At 70.4% G+C, this 14,808-nt stretch carries 13 protein-coding genes; 6 read left to right on the top strand and 7 right to left on the bottom strand.

Going from position 1 to position 14,808, the window contains the following annotated elements:
- Positions 1-355 precede the first annotated feature (355 nt).
- Together VGW35_26445 and VGW35_26440 are read right to left on the bottom strand one after the other, a co-directional pair.
- Complete coding sequence (locus tag VGW35_26445; protein ID HEV8311218.1) at positions 356-1,030, bottom strand: dienelactone hydrolase family protein; 675 nt, start codon at positions 1,028-1,030, stop codon at positions 356-358.
- Positions 1,027-1,683 (bottom strand): phosphoribosyltransferase, encoded by a 657-nt coding sequence (locus VGW35_26440; protein ID HEV8311217.1) that lies wholly within the window; start codon positions 1,681-1,683, stop codon positions 1,027-1,029. The genes VGW35_26445 and VGW35_26440 overlap by 4 nt, the downstream gene beginning before the upstream one ends.
- Before the next feature lie 101 nt (positions 1,684-1,784).
- Here VGW35_26440 and VGW35_26435 point away from each other — a divergent pair, with 101 nt between their 5' ends.
- Positions 1,785-3,116, top strand: coding sequence for an erythromycin esterase family protein (locus VGW35_26435; GenBank protein HEV8311216.1), 1,332 nt, complete (start codon positions 1,785-1,787; stop codon positions 3,114-3,116).
- An 88-nt stretch (positions 3,117-3,204) separates the two neighbouring features.
- Here VGW35_26435 and VGW35_26430 read toward each other — a convergent pair whose 3' ends face one another.
- Positions 3,205-4,359, bottom strand: coding sequence for a hypothetical protein (locus VGW35_26430; GenBank protein ID HEV8311215.1), 1,155 nt, complete (start codon positions 4,357-4,359; stop codon positions 3,205-3,207).
- 427 nt (positions 4,360-4,786) lie between these two features.
- Between VGW35_26430 and VGW35_26425 the strand changes: the two genes are divergently transcribed.
- The 3 genes from VGW35_26425 (at position 4,787) to VGW35_26415 (ending at position 7,798) form a co-directional block, all read left to right on the top strand.
- A complete protein-coding gene (locus tag VGW35_26425) occupies positions 4,787-5,956 on the top strand; it encodes an extracellular solute-binding protein (protein HEV8311214.1) in 1,170 nt (389 codons plus the stop codon).
- 91 nt (positions 5,957-6,047) lie between these two features.
- Positions 6,048-6,965 carry a sugar ABC transporter permease gene (locus tag VGW35_26420; GenBank protein HEV8311213.1) on the top strand — a complete coding sequence of 306 codons (918 nt, stop codon included), beginning with the start codon at positions 6,048-6,050 and terminating at the stop codon, positions 6,963-6,965.
- Positions 6,966-7,051: 86 nt separating this feature from the next.
- Positions 7,052-7,798 carry a carbohydrate ABC transporter permease gene (locus VGW35_26415; GenBank protein ID HEV8311212.1) on the top strand — a complete coding sequence of 249 codons (747 nt, stop codon included), beginning with the start codon at positions 7,052-7,054 and terminating at the stop codon, positions 7,796-7,798.
- Positions 7,799-7,985: 187 nt separating this feature from the next.
- Here VGW35_26415 and VGW35_26410 read toward each other — a convergent pair whose 3' ends face one another.
- A complete protein-coding gene (locus VGW35_26410) occupies positions 7,986-9,887 on the bottom strand; it encodes a RecQ family ATP-dependent DNA helicase (protein HEV8311211.1) in 1,902 nt (633 codons plus the stop codon).
- 249 nt (positions 9,888-10,136) lie between these two features.
- Here VGW35_26410 and VGW35_26405 point away from each other — a divergent pair, with 249 nt between their 5' ends.
- The gene (locus VGW35_26405; GenBank protein ID HEV8311210.1) at positions 10,137-10,259 is read left to right on the top strand and encodes a hypothetical protein; all 123 of its coding nucleotides are present in this window, start codon (positions 10,137-10,139) and stop codon (positions 10,257-10,259) included.
- 35 nt (positions 10,260-10,294) lie between these two features.
- On the opposite strand, the gene VGW35_26400 is transcribed toward VGW35_26405, so the two are convergent.
- Together VGW35_26400 and VGW35_26395 are read right to left on the bottom strand one after the other, a co-directional pair.
- Positions 10,295-11,071 carry a phytanoyl-CoA dioxygenase family protein gene (locus VGW35_26400; GenBank protein HEV8311209.1) on the bottom strand — a complete coding sequence of 259 codons (777 nt, stop codon included), beginning with the start codon at positions 11,069-11,071 and terminating at the stop codon, positions 10,295-10,297.
- 47 nt (positions 11,072-11,118) lie between these two features.
- Entirely contained in the window at positions 11,119-12,153 is a 1,035-nt protein-coding gene (locus tag VGW35_26395; GenBank protein ID HEV8311208.1) for a proline racemase family protein, read from the bottom strand.
- Between the two features lie 104 nt (positions 12,154-12,257).
- Here VGW35_26395 and VGW35_26390 point away from each other — a divergent pair, with 104 nt between their 5' ends.
- A complete protein-coding gene (locus VGW35_26390) occupies positions 12,258-13,610 on the top strand; it encodes an NAD(P)/FAD-dependent oxidoreductase (protein ID HEV8311207.1) in 1,353 nt (450 codons plus the stop codon).
- Between the two features lie 29 nt (positions 13,611-13,639).
- Here VGW35_26390 and VGW35_26385 read toward each other — a convergent pair whose 3' ends face one another.
- Entirely contained in the window at positions 13,640-14,626 is a 987-nt protein-coding gene (locus VGW35_26385) for a DUF4349 domain-containing protein (GenBank protein ID HEV8311206.1), read from the bottom strand.
- Positions 14,627-14,808 lie beyond the last annotated feature (182 nt).

The raw sequence follows: 14,808 nt of genomic DNA, 5'->3' as shown, positions 1-14,808 counted from the left end.
GCGCTTGCTCCGCCATCCTCGCCTCGCTGCGTCAGTCGCCGGGTCGCCCGGTGAACTACTCCCTCATCGCGACCATGTGTCGGAACGACACCCGCAGGCTAGCCTTCGCGTCGAGTGCGCGGTCGCCCGGGGCGCCGCCAGGCGACTTCAACGTCGGGGCCGCCGGTGGTCGGCCCGATCACCAGGCCTCGCCGCGCGGGTGTGCGCTCCCGGTCTTTGTCGTCTTCCTTCCGGCCACGGCGCTCGCTCTTGTCGGGTGAGTCTTTCGGGGCGTCATTTCGCCTGGCTGGCATCGCGCCCTTCCTTTCTCCCTTCGCGTCAGGAGCCTCGAGGCGGCGATCTCCTTCGATGCGACTCAGCTCACCCGCCGGGCGGCGCGACCGCGCCCCAGGTATCGGGTTAACCACAGCCGGGCGAGGTCCGCCACCTGCTCGAGGGCGCCTGGCTCTTCGAACAGGTGGGTCGCGCCGGGAATGATCTCGATCCGCGCCTCTGCTCGCAACCGGGTGAGCGCGTCCCGGTTCAGGCCGATCACCGCGAGGTCGCGGCTGCCGACGATCAGCAGGGTGGGTGACTTCACCCGGGCCAGGGCCGCGCCCGCCAGATCGGGGCGGCCGCCGCGCGAGACGACCGCGTCGACGCGGTCGGGCCGCTCGGCCGCCGCGACCAGCGCCGCGGCGGCGCCGGTGCTGGCCCCGAAGTAGCCGACGCGCAGGTCGCGCGTCTCCCGCTCGGCGCCGAGCCAGTCGGTGGCGCCGATGAGTCGCTCGGCCAGCAAGCCGATGTCGAACCGCAGGCGGCCGGTCGTGGCGTCGATCGCCTCTTCGCGCGGAGTGAGGAGGTCCATCAGGAGCGTGGCGAGACCGGTCTCCACCAGCACGCTGGCGACGTACCGGTTCCGCGGGCTGTGACGGCTACTGCCGCTCCCGTGCGCAAACACCACGACGCCCCGAGCCCCGTCCGGGATGCGCAGGCTTCCTGGCAGCGCGTGGCCACTCGCGGCCACCAGTACGTCGCGTCCCTCGATCATGCGGCGAGCCCCTCCGCCGCCGACCGCTCGAGCCAGAGGCGGACTTCGTCGTCCGTCGTCTCGGAAAAGTCGTCGTACCACAGGCCGACCGCGACGAAGGGGTCGGGGGTTTCGGCGCAGACGACGTCGTCCACCTCGGCGCGGAGCATCCGGCAGGTCTCGGGCGCGGCCGTCGGGACCGCCACGACGATCCGCGCCGGGTCGAAGCGGCGCAGCGCGGCCGCCGCCGCCCGCATGGTCGCGCCGGTCGCGAGCCCGTCGTCCACCAGGATGACGATTCGGCCCTGAACGTTCGGGGGCGGTCGCTGGCCGCGGTAGGCGCGCTCCCGGCGAGCCAACTCTTCCTGCTCGCTGGCGGCGACGGCCTCCACGGCTTCCGGCGGGAGCCGGAGCGCGCGGATCACCTCCGGGTTGAGGACGCGCACGCCGCCGGTGGCGATGGCGCCCATCGCGAGTTCCCGGTGGCCGGGCACTCCGAGTTTCCGGACCAGGAAGACGTCGAGCGGCGCCCCGAGCGCCCGCGCGACCTCGAATGCCACCGGGACGCCGCCCCGCGGCAGCGCCAGTACGAGCAGGTCACGCCGGCCGGCGTAGTCGCCGAGCTTGGCGGCCAGCCGCCGGCCGGCGTCCAGGCGATCGCGGAAGCGTGTCATCGACGGTTCCTCCGGGGAAGCCGGCACCACGGCGCCTGGGGTGTGCAATCGCGATACCGCCGCGGGCCCCGGTACCTGCCTTGCAACTCCCCGAATCCACGGTGCACAAGACGCTCAACGCAACCATTCGGCGGGCCACCCGGCCACTCGTCGGCGCTCCCGCCGATTATGACCCGCTGTTGGACCTGATCGGCGAGGCACGACTGGTCCTCCTCGGCGAGGCCTCGCACGGGACCCACGAGTTCTACCGGGAGCGAGGCCTGATCACCCGGCGGCTCATCGCCGAGCGGGGGTTCAGGGCGGTGGCGGCCGAGGCCGACTGGCCCGACGCCTTCCGGGTGAACCGCTACGTCCGGGGCACGGGCGAGGCGGCCAGCGGCGTCGAGGCGCTGGCGGAGTTCACCCGCTTCCCCACCTGGATGTGGCGGAACGCGGACGTCCTCGACTTCGTCGGGTGGCTCCGCGCCCACAACGAGCGCCGCCCCGAGGCCGAGCGGGCCGGGTTCTACGGCCTCGACCTGTACAGTCTGCACGCGTCGATGGCGGCCGTGCTCGCCTATCTCGACACCGTCGACCCGGTGGGTGGCCGTCGCGCGCGATCGCGCTACGCCTGCTTCGAGCAGTTCGGCGAAGACGTGCAGCGCTACGGCTACGCCGCCGGACTCGGCCTCGAGCACTCGTGCGAGGACGCGGTGGTGGCTCAGCTCGTGGAACTACGGCGGCGCGCGAGCGAGCTCGCGTCGCGGGACGGTCGCGTCGCGGCCGACGCGTTCTTCGTCGCCGAACAGAACGCGCGGGTCGTCCGCAACGCCGAAGCCTACTACCGGACGATGTTCCGAGGCCAGGTCGAGTCGTGGAACCTGCGCGACCGGCACATGACGGAGACGCTGGAGGCGCTCGCCCGGCACCTCGACCGGCCGGACGGACCGGCCAAGCTCGTGGTCTGGGCGCACAATTCGCACCTGGGCGACGCGCGGGCCACCGAGATGGGCGCCCGCGGCGAGCTGAATGTCGGGCAACTCGTCCGCGAGCGCTACGGCGCGGCGGCGGTGCTGGTGGGCTTCACCACGGCCAGGGGCACGGTCACCGCCGCCGACGACTGGGGCGAGCCGGCCGAGCGGAAGCGGGTCCGGACGCCGCTCGCCGGAAGCTGGGAGGCGCTCTTCCACGACGCCGGGCTGCCGCGCTTTCTCCTCGTGCTGCGGGGCGAGGACGGACTGGCCCGTGCCCTCGGCCATCCGCGTCTGGAGCGGGCGATCGGCGTCGTGTACCGTCCGGAGACGGAGCGCGCGAGTCACTACTTCGAGGCGCGACTCGCCGAGCAGTTCGACGCCGTCTTGCACTTCGACGAGACGCGGGCGGTCGAGCCGCTCGACCGCACGGCCGGCTGGGAACGGGGGGAGCCGCCCGAGACCTACCCCTTCGCCGTCTGAGCCAGCCCCCCTCTCGCCTCTCAGACTACCGGTTCGCGGTCTGACCCGAGTCGCTACGAGTCCCCGGGAGGGCAAGCCGAGCCGGCACTCACGGCGGCGCGGCCAGGAGACGGGCCAGCGCCGAATGGAGGACCCGTCCCTTGCTGTCGTCGGGTGTTCGCAGGTCCTCCAGATAATCCTCCCACCGGAGGACCACTCCGTCGGCCCGAGAGTCCGCGACCGCCTGGAGCACCGCCGCCACCTCATCGGCGGTGATCGAGGGATGTCGCCGGTCCGGCTCGTAGACGCCCTCGAGGTAGCGTGGCCGGGTGAAGACGGTGCAGTAGATGCGTTTCGCGGTCTGCGCCTTGGCTTCGTTGGCGACCTGGGTGATGAACGGTGGCGGCCGCTTGAGTACCTGGTGGTAAGTCATCAGCTCGAACGCATCGACCAGGGGCGCCAGCTTCTCGCGATGCTGGCCGAACACTTCCTCGATGGCGTTTCCGAAATCAGCGGTCCGAAAGGGCACCGTATTGAAGGCGACGTCGCACTGGGGCTGGGTCTCGCCGACCGCGCGTCGCACGCGGGACACGACGTGCCGGATGACCTGGCATTTCCACTCGGTCCATTGGGAGCGATGGGTCGTGAGCCATCCCAGCCAGCCGTCAGAGCGTTCTTGGCCTCCCTCGACCCGGATGCCCGTCTCGGTCGAGAAGCGGTCGAGGCACCGAGTGCAGAAGCAGTACTCGTCGCTCGGGCTTCGCCGGTATCCGGCCACCCAGCGCTCCCAGAAGCCAGGGAAGCGAATGACCGTCAAGAAGATTCCATCCGGACTCAACTCCCGACTGACGCGGTCGATGACCCCGATCTTGTGCTGAAGGTACTCCTCGCTGGAGGGACAGAGGCCGATGTACCAGCCGACCTGCGGCATCGGATCGCCGAAGACATTCACGGGGGTGAGCTCTCGATGCTGTCGGAGATGAACGGGATCGAAGAACATCGAGAACGCGGCGTAGTATCTGATCCCGACCTGGTGGAGTGCGGCCCGCAGGGCCCGATCACTATAGCTCAGCGCTCGATCGCGATAGCGCTCGGCGACTCGGCTCGGGGTTCCGCTGACCGGGGCGGAATCCACCGAGTTGAGCACGAAGGCGAAGCTGACACCCAGGGCGCGGAGCTGGTGGGCGGCCTCGGCGTAATCCCGCCCGTACCAGGTGTGCCAGTCGGTGGTGTAGATCTTCATCCCGAGCGCCAACCGGCTCACCGTAGCCTCCGAGACGAGATGAACGGCGCCGCGGATGTGCCGCGCCCGCGGCCTGGCCACGCCCGAGACACGACGGTCCCGGGGGAAGCATCAGGCTTCGATGGGCCTCGACGCCGGGGGCTGAGCATGCCTCCCCTTGACCCGGAACTCCGCCATGTAGTATACGCGCACTCAGCGAGCTGCTTCTGGAGTGCGCGAGAGACCACATCGGTCGCTGGAGGGTGATATGACGCGTTGCCCCGACAGACGCTCGGATCGCTCATCGATGGCCGCGACGGTCGCCGCGTGGTCTCTGGCGGCCGGCGCTCTCATTTTCGGAGGGACTGTCGTCGTCGGCACGCCGCAGAGCGCCCCGGCTCAGACGCCGCCAGTCACCATCCGATGGTGGCAACACCCCGCGGATTCCGAAGGTGTCCGAGCGGTGTGGATGGAGGTCGCGCGCCGGTTCGAGAAGGCGAATCCGGGGGTGAAGGTCGAGTTCACGTGGTACCACAAGAAGGACATGTGGCCAGCCATCCGGAGTGCCTTCCAAGCCGGAGAGGGACCGGATCTGTTTTACTATGACGACGACGTCCCCGAGTTCATCGGGGGCGGATTGCTCGCCGACCTGGCCGACGGCATCAGCTGGAACAACGTCGAGCCGTGGGCGAAGCAGCACTGGACTCGACCCGGGCCGCGAGGGAAGGTGGGCGTCTGGGCCCTGCCGGTCGACGCGTCCACGGACGAGCTCTACTACAACAAGAGGCTCCTCCGAGAGTTGGGCGTGACCGTCCCGTCCACTCTGCAGTTCGATGGCAAGACGTTCGCCGAGGTCGTCAAGAAGTGCGTGGAAGCCGGGAAGAGTGGCTTCGCGATCGGGGTTGGCGATCGACCCTATCCGGGAACCTACGTCACCAACTATCTGCTCCTCCACAAACTCGGTGAGCCGGACCTGCGGGACCTGTGGGCGGGCGGTGGACGCGTCACCTGGAACGACTCGCGTGTCCAGGAGGTGCTCGGCTACCACAAGAGCCTGATCGACATGAAGGCCTACCCGGCCAGCATCAGCAGCTTGCGACTGGGGGAGGCTCACCGCTACTTCCATACCGAACAGCGGGCCTGCTTCATGCCGGTCGGCAGCTGGTACACCTTCCGCGCCTTTCAACCCGTCGAGGCCGGGGGCCAGCCGAAAGATTTTGAGCTGGGGATGCTGAACTACCCCGCGGTGAAGGATGGCAAGGGCAACGATCTGAAGTTCCTGACCATCGCCCACTCCCTCGCGGTCAACGCGAAGAGCAAGCACATCAACGTGGTGAAAGCCATTCTGAACTCCGCTACGGATCCGGACGTCGGGGCCTTGTGGACCTCGAAGATGGTGAGCCGCTCGACGATCAAGACCGACACGGCGAAGATTCAGAGCGAGTACGGCTGGTACTTCAAGATGTACGAGGAAGCCAACCAGCGGGCCAAGCCCGTGGTCTTACCCTGGCAGGCCATGATGAAAGCGGGCATGAGTGACGCCTATACTCAGGTGATGAACTCCGCGTTCCCGGCCGGTTTGATCTCGGTGGCTGAGGCGACCAAGAAGCTCGAGGACGCCCGATCCCGCGGCCGCTGATCTCAGGTGCCTCCCCGGCTGAGCCACTCTGGGAGACCTGCCCCTCAGGGCCGGGGCTTCCCGCCGACGGGTGCGCTGAATCTTCCGGTTCGTGCGTAGGCGACGGGAAGCCGGTCGCCCCGATCCCCCCGTCCGCTGGGCCCTGGCCGCGACCTTCCTGGGCCCAGCGCTCCTTCTCTACCTCGGCTTCACGCTCTATCCCATGCTCCGTACCTTGCACAACAGCTTGTTCGTCGTGCCGACGGTCGACCAGCAAGAGTTCGTGGGTCTTCAGAACTTTCGGGACATCTTCTCGGCCGACGATGTCATCTGGCAGGCGGTACGGCATAGCGTCCTGTGGGCGACGGTCTCGCCGCTGGTCGAGATCCCGATCGCCTTCCTGCTCGCGCTGGCGCTCTTTGCCAAGGTGCCCGGGGCGCGGTTCTTCCGCGTGGCCTGGTTCGCGCCCGTTCTGCTGAGCTACGTCGTGGTAGGGCCGATCTGGATGTGGATCTACAACCACGAGTGGGGAGCGGTCAACGTGGCGCTGCGCGCCGTGGGCCTCGGCGACCTGGCTCGCCCCTGGCTCGGGAGCCTGAGCACGGCGCTTCCGGCCTTGATCGTCGTGACCACCTGGATGTTCGTCGGCTTCTACATGGTGGTGCTCCTGGCGGCGCTGAGCTCGCTCCCCACCTCGGTGCTCGAGGCGGCCTGGATGGACGGCGCGGGGTGGTGGCGAAGCGTGTGGACGATCATGATTCCCCTGGTGCGGCCGACGATCGCCAACCTGGTGGTGCTGTCCGTGATCGGCAAGCTCAAGCAGTTCGCCCTGGTGTGGGTGATGACCAATGGTGGTCCGTTCTGGGCGACGGAGACCGTGGCCACCTACATCGTCAAGCGCGCATTCGAATGGAAGACCCTGGATCTTGGCTACCCATCCGCCGTCGCCACGTTGTGGTTGGTGGTCATGCTGGTCGTGACGCTGGCGCTCACCCGGGTGCTCCATCGCCGGGCGCAACTGGAGTTCTGACGCTGGCCCCGCCGCGCGTCCTCCGAGCCGTCATCGCGGGAGGTCTGTGCCTTTACACCGTGCTGTGGACGAGCCCGGTGCTGTGGATGGCGCTCATCTCGTTGCGGAGCACGGAGGAGTTCTATCGGAATCCGTACGGGCTGCCCATCCCGGCTCACTGGGACAAGTTCCGGGTGGCCTGGTTCGATTTCGGCTATCAGACCTACTTCCGAAACTCGGTGATCGTGGCCGTGTCCGCCACGGTGATCCTGGTCGTCGTCGGATCGATGGCCGCTTTCTTCTTCGCTCGGTACCGATTCCCCCTGAAAGAGGCGCTGTACTTCCTGATCTTCTCGGCGATCATGTTGCCGCCCCAGGTGACGATTCTGGCGCTCTTCCAGATGCTCGTCCAGTACGGCCTCTATAACACGTTGCTCGGCCTCATCCTGGTATACGCGGCGTCTCATTTACCGTTGACGCTGTACCTCCTCCGGGCGTTCTTCGCGCAGATCCCGCGCGAGCTGGAGGAAGCGGCCCGGCTGGATGGAGCCAGCGAGTGGACGATGTACTGGCGAGTGATGTTTCCGATGGCCCGCCCGGCGATCATCGCGGTGATGGTCATCAACTTCCTGGAGTTCTGGAACGAGTTCCTGTACGCGGTCGTGCTCATCAATCAGCAGAGCCAACGGACACTGCCGCTGGGTGTGATGTTCCTGATGGGCGAGCAGCAGGAGAACGTGGGGATGCTGGCGACCGGCCTGATGATCGCGGTCCTTCCGGTCGTGATACTGTACGCCTTCTTTTCGGAGCGCATCGCCGAGAGCTTCACGGCCGGCGCGATTGCCGGCGCCTAGGTCTTTTCGGGGGGGTCTCGGAAGACCCCCCGATGCCCCCCCTCGTGGCGGCGGCACAGCCGCCGCTCGGAGCGCTCCTCATGCGCCACCGCGCTCGGTGGCCGGCGCCGGGTTACTCGGACACACGGCTAGGCTCGCCGTGACACCGCGTCCGACGCGATCGCGCGCGGAAGCGGAGCCGGGCGAGTCACGCCGACGAACCCCGAAGGTCACGGACCACGCCGAGAAACCCCTCACCGTAGCGGCCGGCCTTGTGCGGCCCGATGCCGTGGGCGAGTGCCAGCTCGGCGAGCGTGCGCGGGCGGAGCCGCGCGACGTCGCGCAGCGTGCGGTCGCTGGCGATCACGAAGGGCGCGACCCCGGCCTCGCGGGCCAGCGCGAGGCGATGGCGTCGCAGCGCCTCGAAGAGCGCCTGTCCCGCGGCGTCCAGCTCGTCCCCGGTCCCGGCCGCCCGGAACCCGGGCCGCCGCGGCGCCGCCTCGGGCGCCGGTTCGCCGAGCGGTGGCAGGAGCAGCCGCGCGAGCCGGGTACCCTGCATGACGGCCCGGCCCTCCGCGGTGAGGCGGACCACCGGCCGGTCGCCGCCGCTCAGACCGATCCACCCGGCGGCCACGCACCGGCGCAAGAGTCGGCGCACCCACTCCTCGGAGTGCTCGCGCAGGTTCCCGAACGTGGGGACGCGCGTGAGCCCGGCCCGGTCCAGTCGCGCATCCGACTCGCCTCGGACCAGCTTCACGACCATCCCGAGCCCGAAGCGCTCGTGGACTCGCGCCACCCCCGACAGCGCCCTGCGGACGATCAGCGTGGCGGCGTCGAGGTCCTGGGGCGCGTCGCCGCGCGCGAGCGTCTGGCACACGTCGCACCGGCCGCAGCCGGCCAGCGTCTCGGCCTCGTCGCCGAAGTAACGGAGGATGGCGTCGTGCCGGCAGCTCCCGCCGTCCGCCCAGCGCACCAGCTCGAGGAACAGACCCCACTTGTGCTCGAGCACCGCCGGGTCGACCGGACGGCCGTCCTCGCCGCCCCGCTCGAGCAGCCGGCGGCGCAGCGGCAGGTCACCCGGGCTCATGAGCAGGAGTCCGACCGCCTCCTTCCCGTCGCGCCCAGCGCGCCCGACCTCCTGGTAGTACGCCTCGATCGACCCGGGCGGTCCCAGGTGCACGACCGCCCGGACGTCGGGACGGTCGATGCCCATCCCGAAGGCGTTGGTGCCGACGACGATCTCGAGCTGTCCGTCGGCAAAGGCCCGCTGCACCCGATCGCGGGTGGGGCCGTCGAGCCCGGCGTGATACGCCTCGGCGCGCCAGCCCCGGGCCGCCAGCCGTCCCGCCTCGGCTTCGGCGGCTTTGCGCGTCGGGGCGTACACGATGGCCCGGCCTCGCGCGGCCCCCGGCCCGTCCAGCGCCTCGTCCAGCGTCACGTCCACCAGGCGCGCCCGCTCGCGCGCGCCCCCGACCTCGCGAGCGCGGAGGGCGAGGTTGGGCCGGGCGAAGCCCCGGACGAGCTGCGGCGTGTCGGCAGGCAGGCCGAGGCGCGCGACGATCTCGTCGCGGACGACCGGCGTGGCAGTGGCCGTGCAGGCGAGCACGCGCGGCGCGCGCAGGCGGCCGAGCAGCGCGCCGATCTCGAGGTATTCCGGGCGGAAGTCGTGGCCCCACTCGCTGATGCAGTGGGCCTCGTCGACCGCGACCAGCGGGCACTCGAGCACGCCGAGCATCTCCCGGAACCACGGGGTGACCAGTCGCTCCGGCGCCGCGTAGACGAGCCGGACCTCGCCGCGCGCCACGCGCGCGAGACGGCGACGGACCTCGCGCGCGTCGAGCGTGGAGGCCAGGAACGTCGCGGCCACCCCGCGGGCCGTCAGGGCCTCGACTTGGTCGTGCATCAGGGAGACGAGGGGCGAGATGACGAGCGTCGTGCCGGGGAGGAGGCTGGCCGGGAGCTGGTAGGTCAGGCTCTTGCCGCCGCCGGTAGGCGCGACCAGGAGCAACCGCCCGTGCTCCAGCAGGGTCTCGATCGCCTCCCGCTGGCCGGCGCGGAATGTCTCGTACCCGAGCCGGCGGAGGCCCGCCTCGAGGTCGGTCGCGCTCATCCAGGGTCCCCCCGCGTGCAAATGTCGCGCCTCGGAGTCAGCCGCTCCCTTGGCGGCCGAAATAGAGTCGCGGCGACGCGTCCAGGATACATCGTGACTCCTGGAGCGGCGCCGCCGGCACGAGGGCGGTCCCGCCAGGGCAGCCGCGCCTCGCTGGCGCGCGGCGCCCCGGGTGGGCTATGCTGGCGGCCAAACCGCGGACGACAGAGGGGAACAGAATGGACACTCTCACCGGTCGTGGGGCTCCTGATGGCCGAGCAGATCCTCGAGGGCCGGGCGCGAACGATCGACATCACGCCCTACCGGCTCGAGCGGTTTGCCGAGGGCCGGGAGCTGCGGGTCGCCTACCAGGGCGCGGGCGTGATGGGATAGCGCCGTCGGTCGGCCTCGAGGATGCACACCGGCGCTCATCCGCAGGACAGGCAGTCATCCGGCAGGCACTCGACCGGGGTGAAGACTCGCTCGTGGATGTAGTCGGGGCGCTTGAACGTCACCTGCGCGTTGTTCACCGGGTTCGCGATCGCCGAGAAGATCGTGCGGGGCCACGGCGACATGTTGCCGTTCGAGCCGTGCACGATCAGGTCGCCAAAGATCAAGCCGGTGCCGGCCGGCCCGGTCACCGTCACGATGCCTCCCTCCTCGACCAGCCGGGTCAGTCTCGCCTGATCGATGGTCCACAACGGGTAGCTGGTGGTGGCGGTGTCGTGGGCGGCCCCCAGCAGTCCGTGCCGGTGAGAGCCGGGAATGAACATGAGCGGGCCGTTGAAGTCGTTCACGTCGTCCAGAAAGACGTGGAGATTCAGCGCGGTCGGCTCCGGCACGCCGTCTTCCGCGTGGTGCGTCGCGAAGTCCTGGTGCCACTGCCAGACGTCGCCGGCAAAGGCCGCCTTCGCATTGACCTTGATCTGCTGGAGATAGACCTTGCTCCCGCAGAGCTGCATCGCCGGCTCGAGCAGCCGAGGATGACAGACCAGTCGGCCGAACACACGGTTCCGGCGATGGAGGGCGAAGGCCGTGCGAACGGCCTCGCGGTCTTTCTCGCGCCAGTTCTCGGGTCGTCGCTCGGCATACAGCGCCGGCAACTGGGCCCGGAGCAGTGCCGCATCCTCGCTCGAGAACAGTCCCGGGAGGGCGAGAAACCCGTCGTGGTGGAACCGCTCTATCTGTTCATCGGTCAGCCACATGGGGCGCCTCCGTTCGGCTCGTGTCCGGTGTGGCCGCCGCCGGCCTCTCAGATCGCCCGGAGCCAGGTGTCCGACAGGGTGTACCCCTCGGGGAACGGGTCGTCGGGGTCGTAGCCGTACTGGCCGATGCTGGTGATCCACGCGCGGCCGGCGACGGTGGTGATCACGGCCGGCTTCCGCCGCACCCGGGTGGTGGCCACCACCTCGCTCAGGAAGTGCGTGCCGATGATCGATTCGTGGTCGAAGAGCTGGCCCTTCCGGATCTGCCGCCGGGCGTGCATCACGGCCAGACGGGCCGACGTCCCGGTGCCACACGGCGAGCGGTCGATCCGGCCCGGAGAGACGACCACGGTGTTACGAGCCGTGAGCCCCTTGCCCTTGCGGCGGATGGGTCCCGTGAACCCGATGATGGTGACGTCGCGGATCTCGGGGTTCTCGGGATGGACCACGTCCAGCTGCTCGCGGGCCGCCTGCTTGATCTTCTGGCCGACGACGCAGATGTCCCGCGCCTCGTCCGGCGTGATCTGGAAGCCCACGGCGGCCGCCTCCACGAGCGCGTAGTGCATGCCGCCGTAGGCGACGTCGATGGCGATCGTGCCCAGGCCCGCGACCTCCACCGACGCGTCCAGGTACTGGACGAAGGCCGGGACGTTCCTGAACTTGACCTCCCGCACCTTGCCGTCGCGGCAGCGGCAGGTGACGTCGATCAGGCCGGCGGGAGTCTCCAGCGTGAGCTCGGTGACCGGCTCCCGCATCGGGAGGATCCCGGTCTCCAGGATGGCGGTGACCGTGCAGATCGTGTTGGAGCCGGACATCGGGGCGTACTCGGTCGACTCCATGATCACGTAGCCGAGCTTGGCCTTGGGATGGCTGGAGGGGAGCACCAGGTTGGCGGAGTGCGTCGGCGCGCCCCGGGGCTCGAAGAGCAGGAGCTTGCGGAGGCCGTCGTCGTGCTTGGCCAGGTACCGCATCTTGTCGAACATGGTCCGGCCGGGCACGTCCACCACCCCGCCGATGACGACCTTGCCGACCTCGCCCTCGGCGTGCACGCCCACGACCGTGAAGGTCCGCGTCCAGCGCATGGCGTCCTCCGCTCCCGATGACGGCCGGCACCCTAGCAGACCCGGGACGCCACCGTCAAGGGCGCCGGGTCGTGCTACGATGGCGTCCTTTTCACGGGTGAGCCATGGCGCGGGGACGACGCGACGTCGTGATCGTGGGCGCCGGCATCGCCGGGCTGACGGCGGGCTGGACGCTGCGTGACCGCGACATCCTGGTGCTCGAGGCGACCGAGCGCGTCGGCGGCCGGATGCGCTCCGAGCCGCGCGGGCCCTACTGGCTGAACCTGGGCGCGCACCTGTTCGGCGGCCCCGGATCGCTGCTCGATCGGCTCGTGACCGAGATGGGCCTCCAGACCCGGCCCATCCCCGGCAATCGGATGGGGCTCGCGTTCAAGGGACGCCTGCTGGCGAGCGGACGTCCGGAGACCTACCCGCTGCGTCTGCCGCTGTCCTCGAGCGCCCGGCTGTCCTTCATCCGCGCCGGGCTCCGCCTCCGCCGGGCGGCCAGGGGCTACCTGCGGGCGGCGCGCCCGCGCCCCGGAGAGTCACCAGCCCAGACGCGGGCGCGGGTCCTGGCCTACCGCGACGACCAGACCTTCGCCGAGTACCTCGGGCCGCTCCATCCCGACGTGGCCGGCATCTTCCGGGCCGTCGCCGAGCGCGTGACGGCCGGGCCCGAGCAGATCTCGGCAGGCTGCGGCGCGGCCCTCTTCGCGCTGGTCTGGGGCGGCGGACAGACGCTCGCCCGCAACCTGATCGGCGGGTCGGAGCTCTTGCCGCAGGCGCTCGCCCGCCGCCTGGGAGAGCGCGTCGTGACAGGAGCCGGGGTCCGAGAGGTCGTACCGACCGCCGATGGGGTCCGCGTCCGCTTCACGCGCCGGGGCGTCGGGGAGGAGGTCTCGGCGGCGCACGCCATCGTCGCCACCCCCGCCTACGTGACCCGCGAGATCGTTCGGGAGCTCCCGGCGGACTCGGCCGACGCCCTCGCCGGGATTCCGTACGGGCCCTTCGTCTGCGGCGCGTTCCTGACCGGCGAGACGGGCCCCGTGCCGTGGGACGGGATCTACGCGATCGCCGTCGTCGACAGATCCTTCAACATGCTCTTCAACCACGCCAACCCGCTCCGCACGGGAGGCCAGCGCGAGCCCGGCGGCAGCCTGATGGTCTACGGCGGCGGCGACCGCGGCCGGCGTCTTCTCGGGATGACCGACGAGCAGATCCACGAGGTCTTGCTGCGCGACCTGTATTCGGTCCTGCCAGCGGCGAAGGGCCTCGTGCGCGAGGTCGTGATCCAGCGCTGGGAACACGCGATTCCCTACGCGCCGCCGGGGCGCGCCCGCCTCCAGCCGGCGCTGGACCGCCCGCTCGGCCGAATCGTCCTCGCCGGCGACTATCTCGAGTATCCCGAGATGGAGGCCGCCGCCGCCACCGGCCTCGAGGCCGCCCGCGCCGTCCGCCACCAGCTCGGCACCGCCTGACCGCCGCCCGAGGGATCCAGGCCGGCTGATCACGCGGCGACCGTGGGCGGGGGGGTGGCCGGCTGGCGGCGGACACGGCGGTAGAGCGCCCACGCGAGACCCGCGGGAATCCCCAGCGGGCTGAGCTGCGCGGCCAGCGCGGCGATGCCGACCGCCACGTCGAACGCGGTCCGCCACCCCGCGACGAACTCCCGGCGGACACGCTCCCAGGCGCGGGCCAGCAGCCCCTCGGGCGGAGCAGTCGCGCCGACGCGGACGAGGCCGACCTGGATCGCCGCCATCTCCGTCCGCGCTCGCAGGAACCGGAGCCGGCCCGTCAGTCGCTCGATCTCTCCGCGGACGCGGGCCACCTCGCCTTCGAGGCTGACCAAGTCCGCGACCTTCTGGGCCTTGCCCATGAAGGCGACGAGCTGGGCTTCGTGCCGCTCGAGGTTCCGGACGCGCGCCTCGAGGTCCACGAACTCCTCGCTCACGTCCTGCCCCGAGATGCGCCGCGACGTCACGCGGCCGAGTGGCTCGAGGTCGCGCAGGGTCCGGCCGAACGCGGCCGGTGGGACGTAGACCGTGACGGTGGCCCGGGTCACGCCCGCGGTATCGGCGTGGGTCTGGGTGTCCGCCACGTAGCCCCCGGCCGCTTCGACCAGCTCGGTCAGGCGCGCGATGGCCTGCTCCACGTCTCCGAGCTCGACCGCCAGCGTCGCCTGGCGGATGATCTGCCGTCCCCACGCCCCGGTGGGCGCCGTCTCGGGAGACCCGGCGCGCCGGACCGCGAGGGGGACGGGCTCCTCGGGCGCCAGGTGGCCCCGGAGGCCGCCGACGTCTCCGGAGCCTCGGGGCACGGCTCCGGGGATCGAGGTGGTCGGCGGGCGGTGGCCGAGCCACAGGAGACTCACGAGGATGGCGGCGGCGAGCGCGAGCCACCCCGCGCGTCGGCCGGGCGATCGAAGCGATCGCCACCGGATCCGGAGACGGGGGAGCAGCGAAGGGACGAGCCGGGATCCCGAGGTCCGTGTCATGACGTGCCCTCCTCTTGCCTCTGTTCGACCGGCGGTCCGCCGGAAAGTTCCCGGACGGAGGCTCGAGGGGAGGATCTGATGAGCGGCCGCCGGCCGGAGCACGATCCGGCGGGACTCCTGCCACGATCCGGCGCCGGCGGCGCCTAGGCCGGACTATTCATCGGCTGATATGCGCCGAAGGG

Source organism: Candidatus Methylomirabilota bacterium (genome assembly GCA_036005065.1).
In the GTDB taxonomy this organism is placed as follows: domain Bacteria; phylum Methylomirabilota; class Methylomirabilia; order Rokubacteriales; family DASRDR01; genus DASYQW01.
Note: the sequence above shows the minus strand (reverse complement) of the source record. Positions and strands in the feature narration are given on the sequence as shown.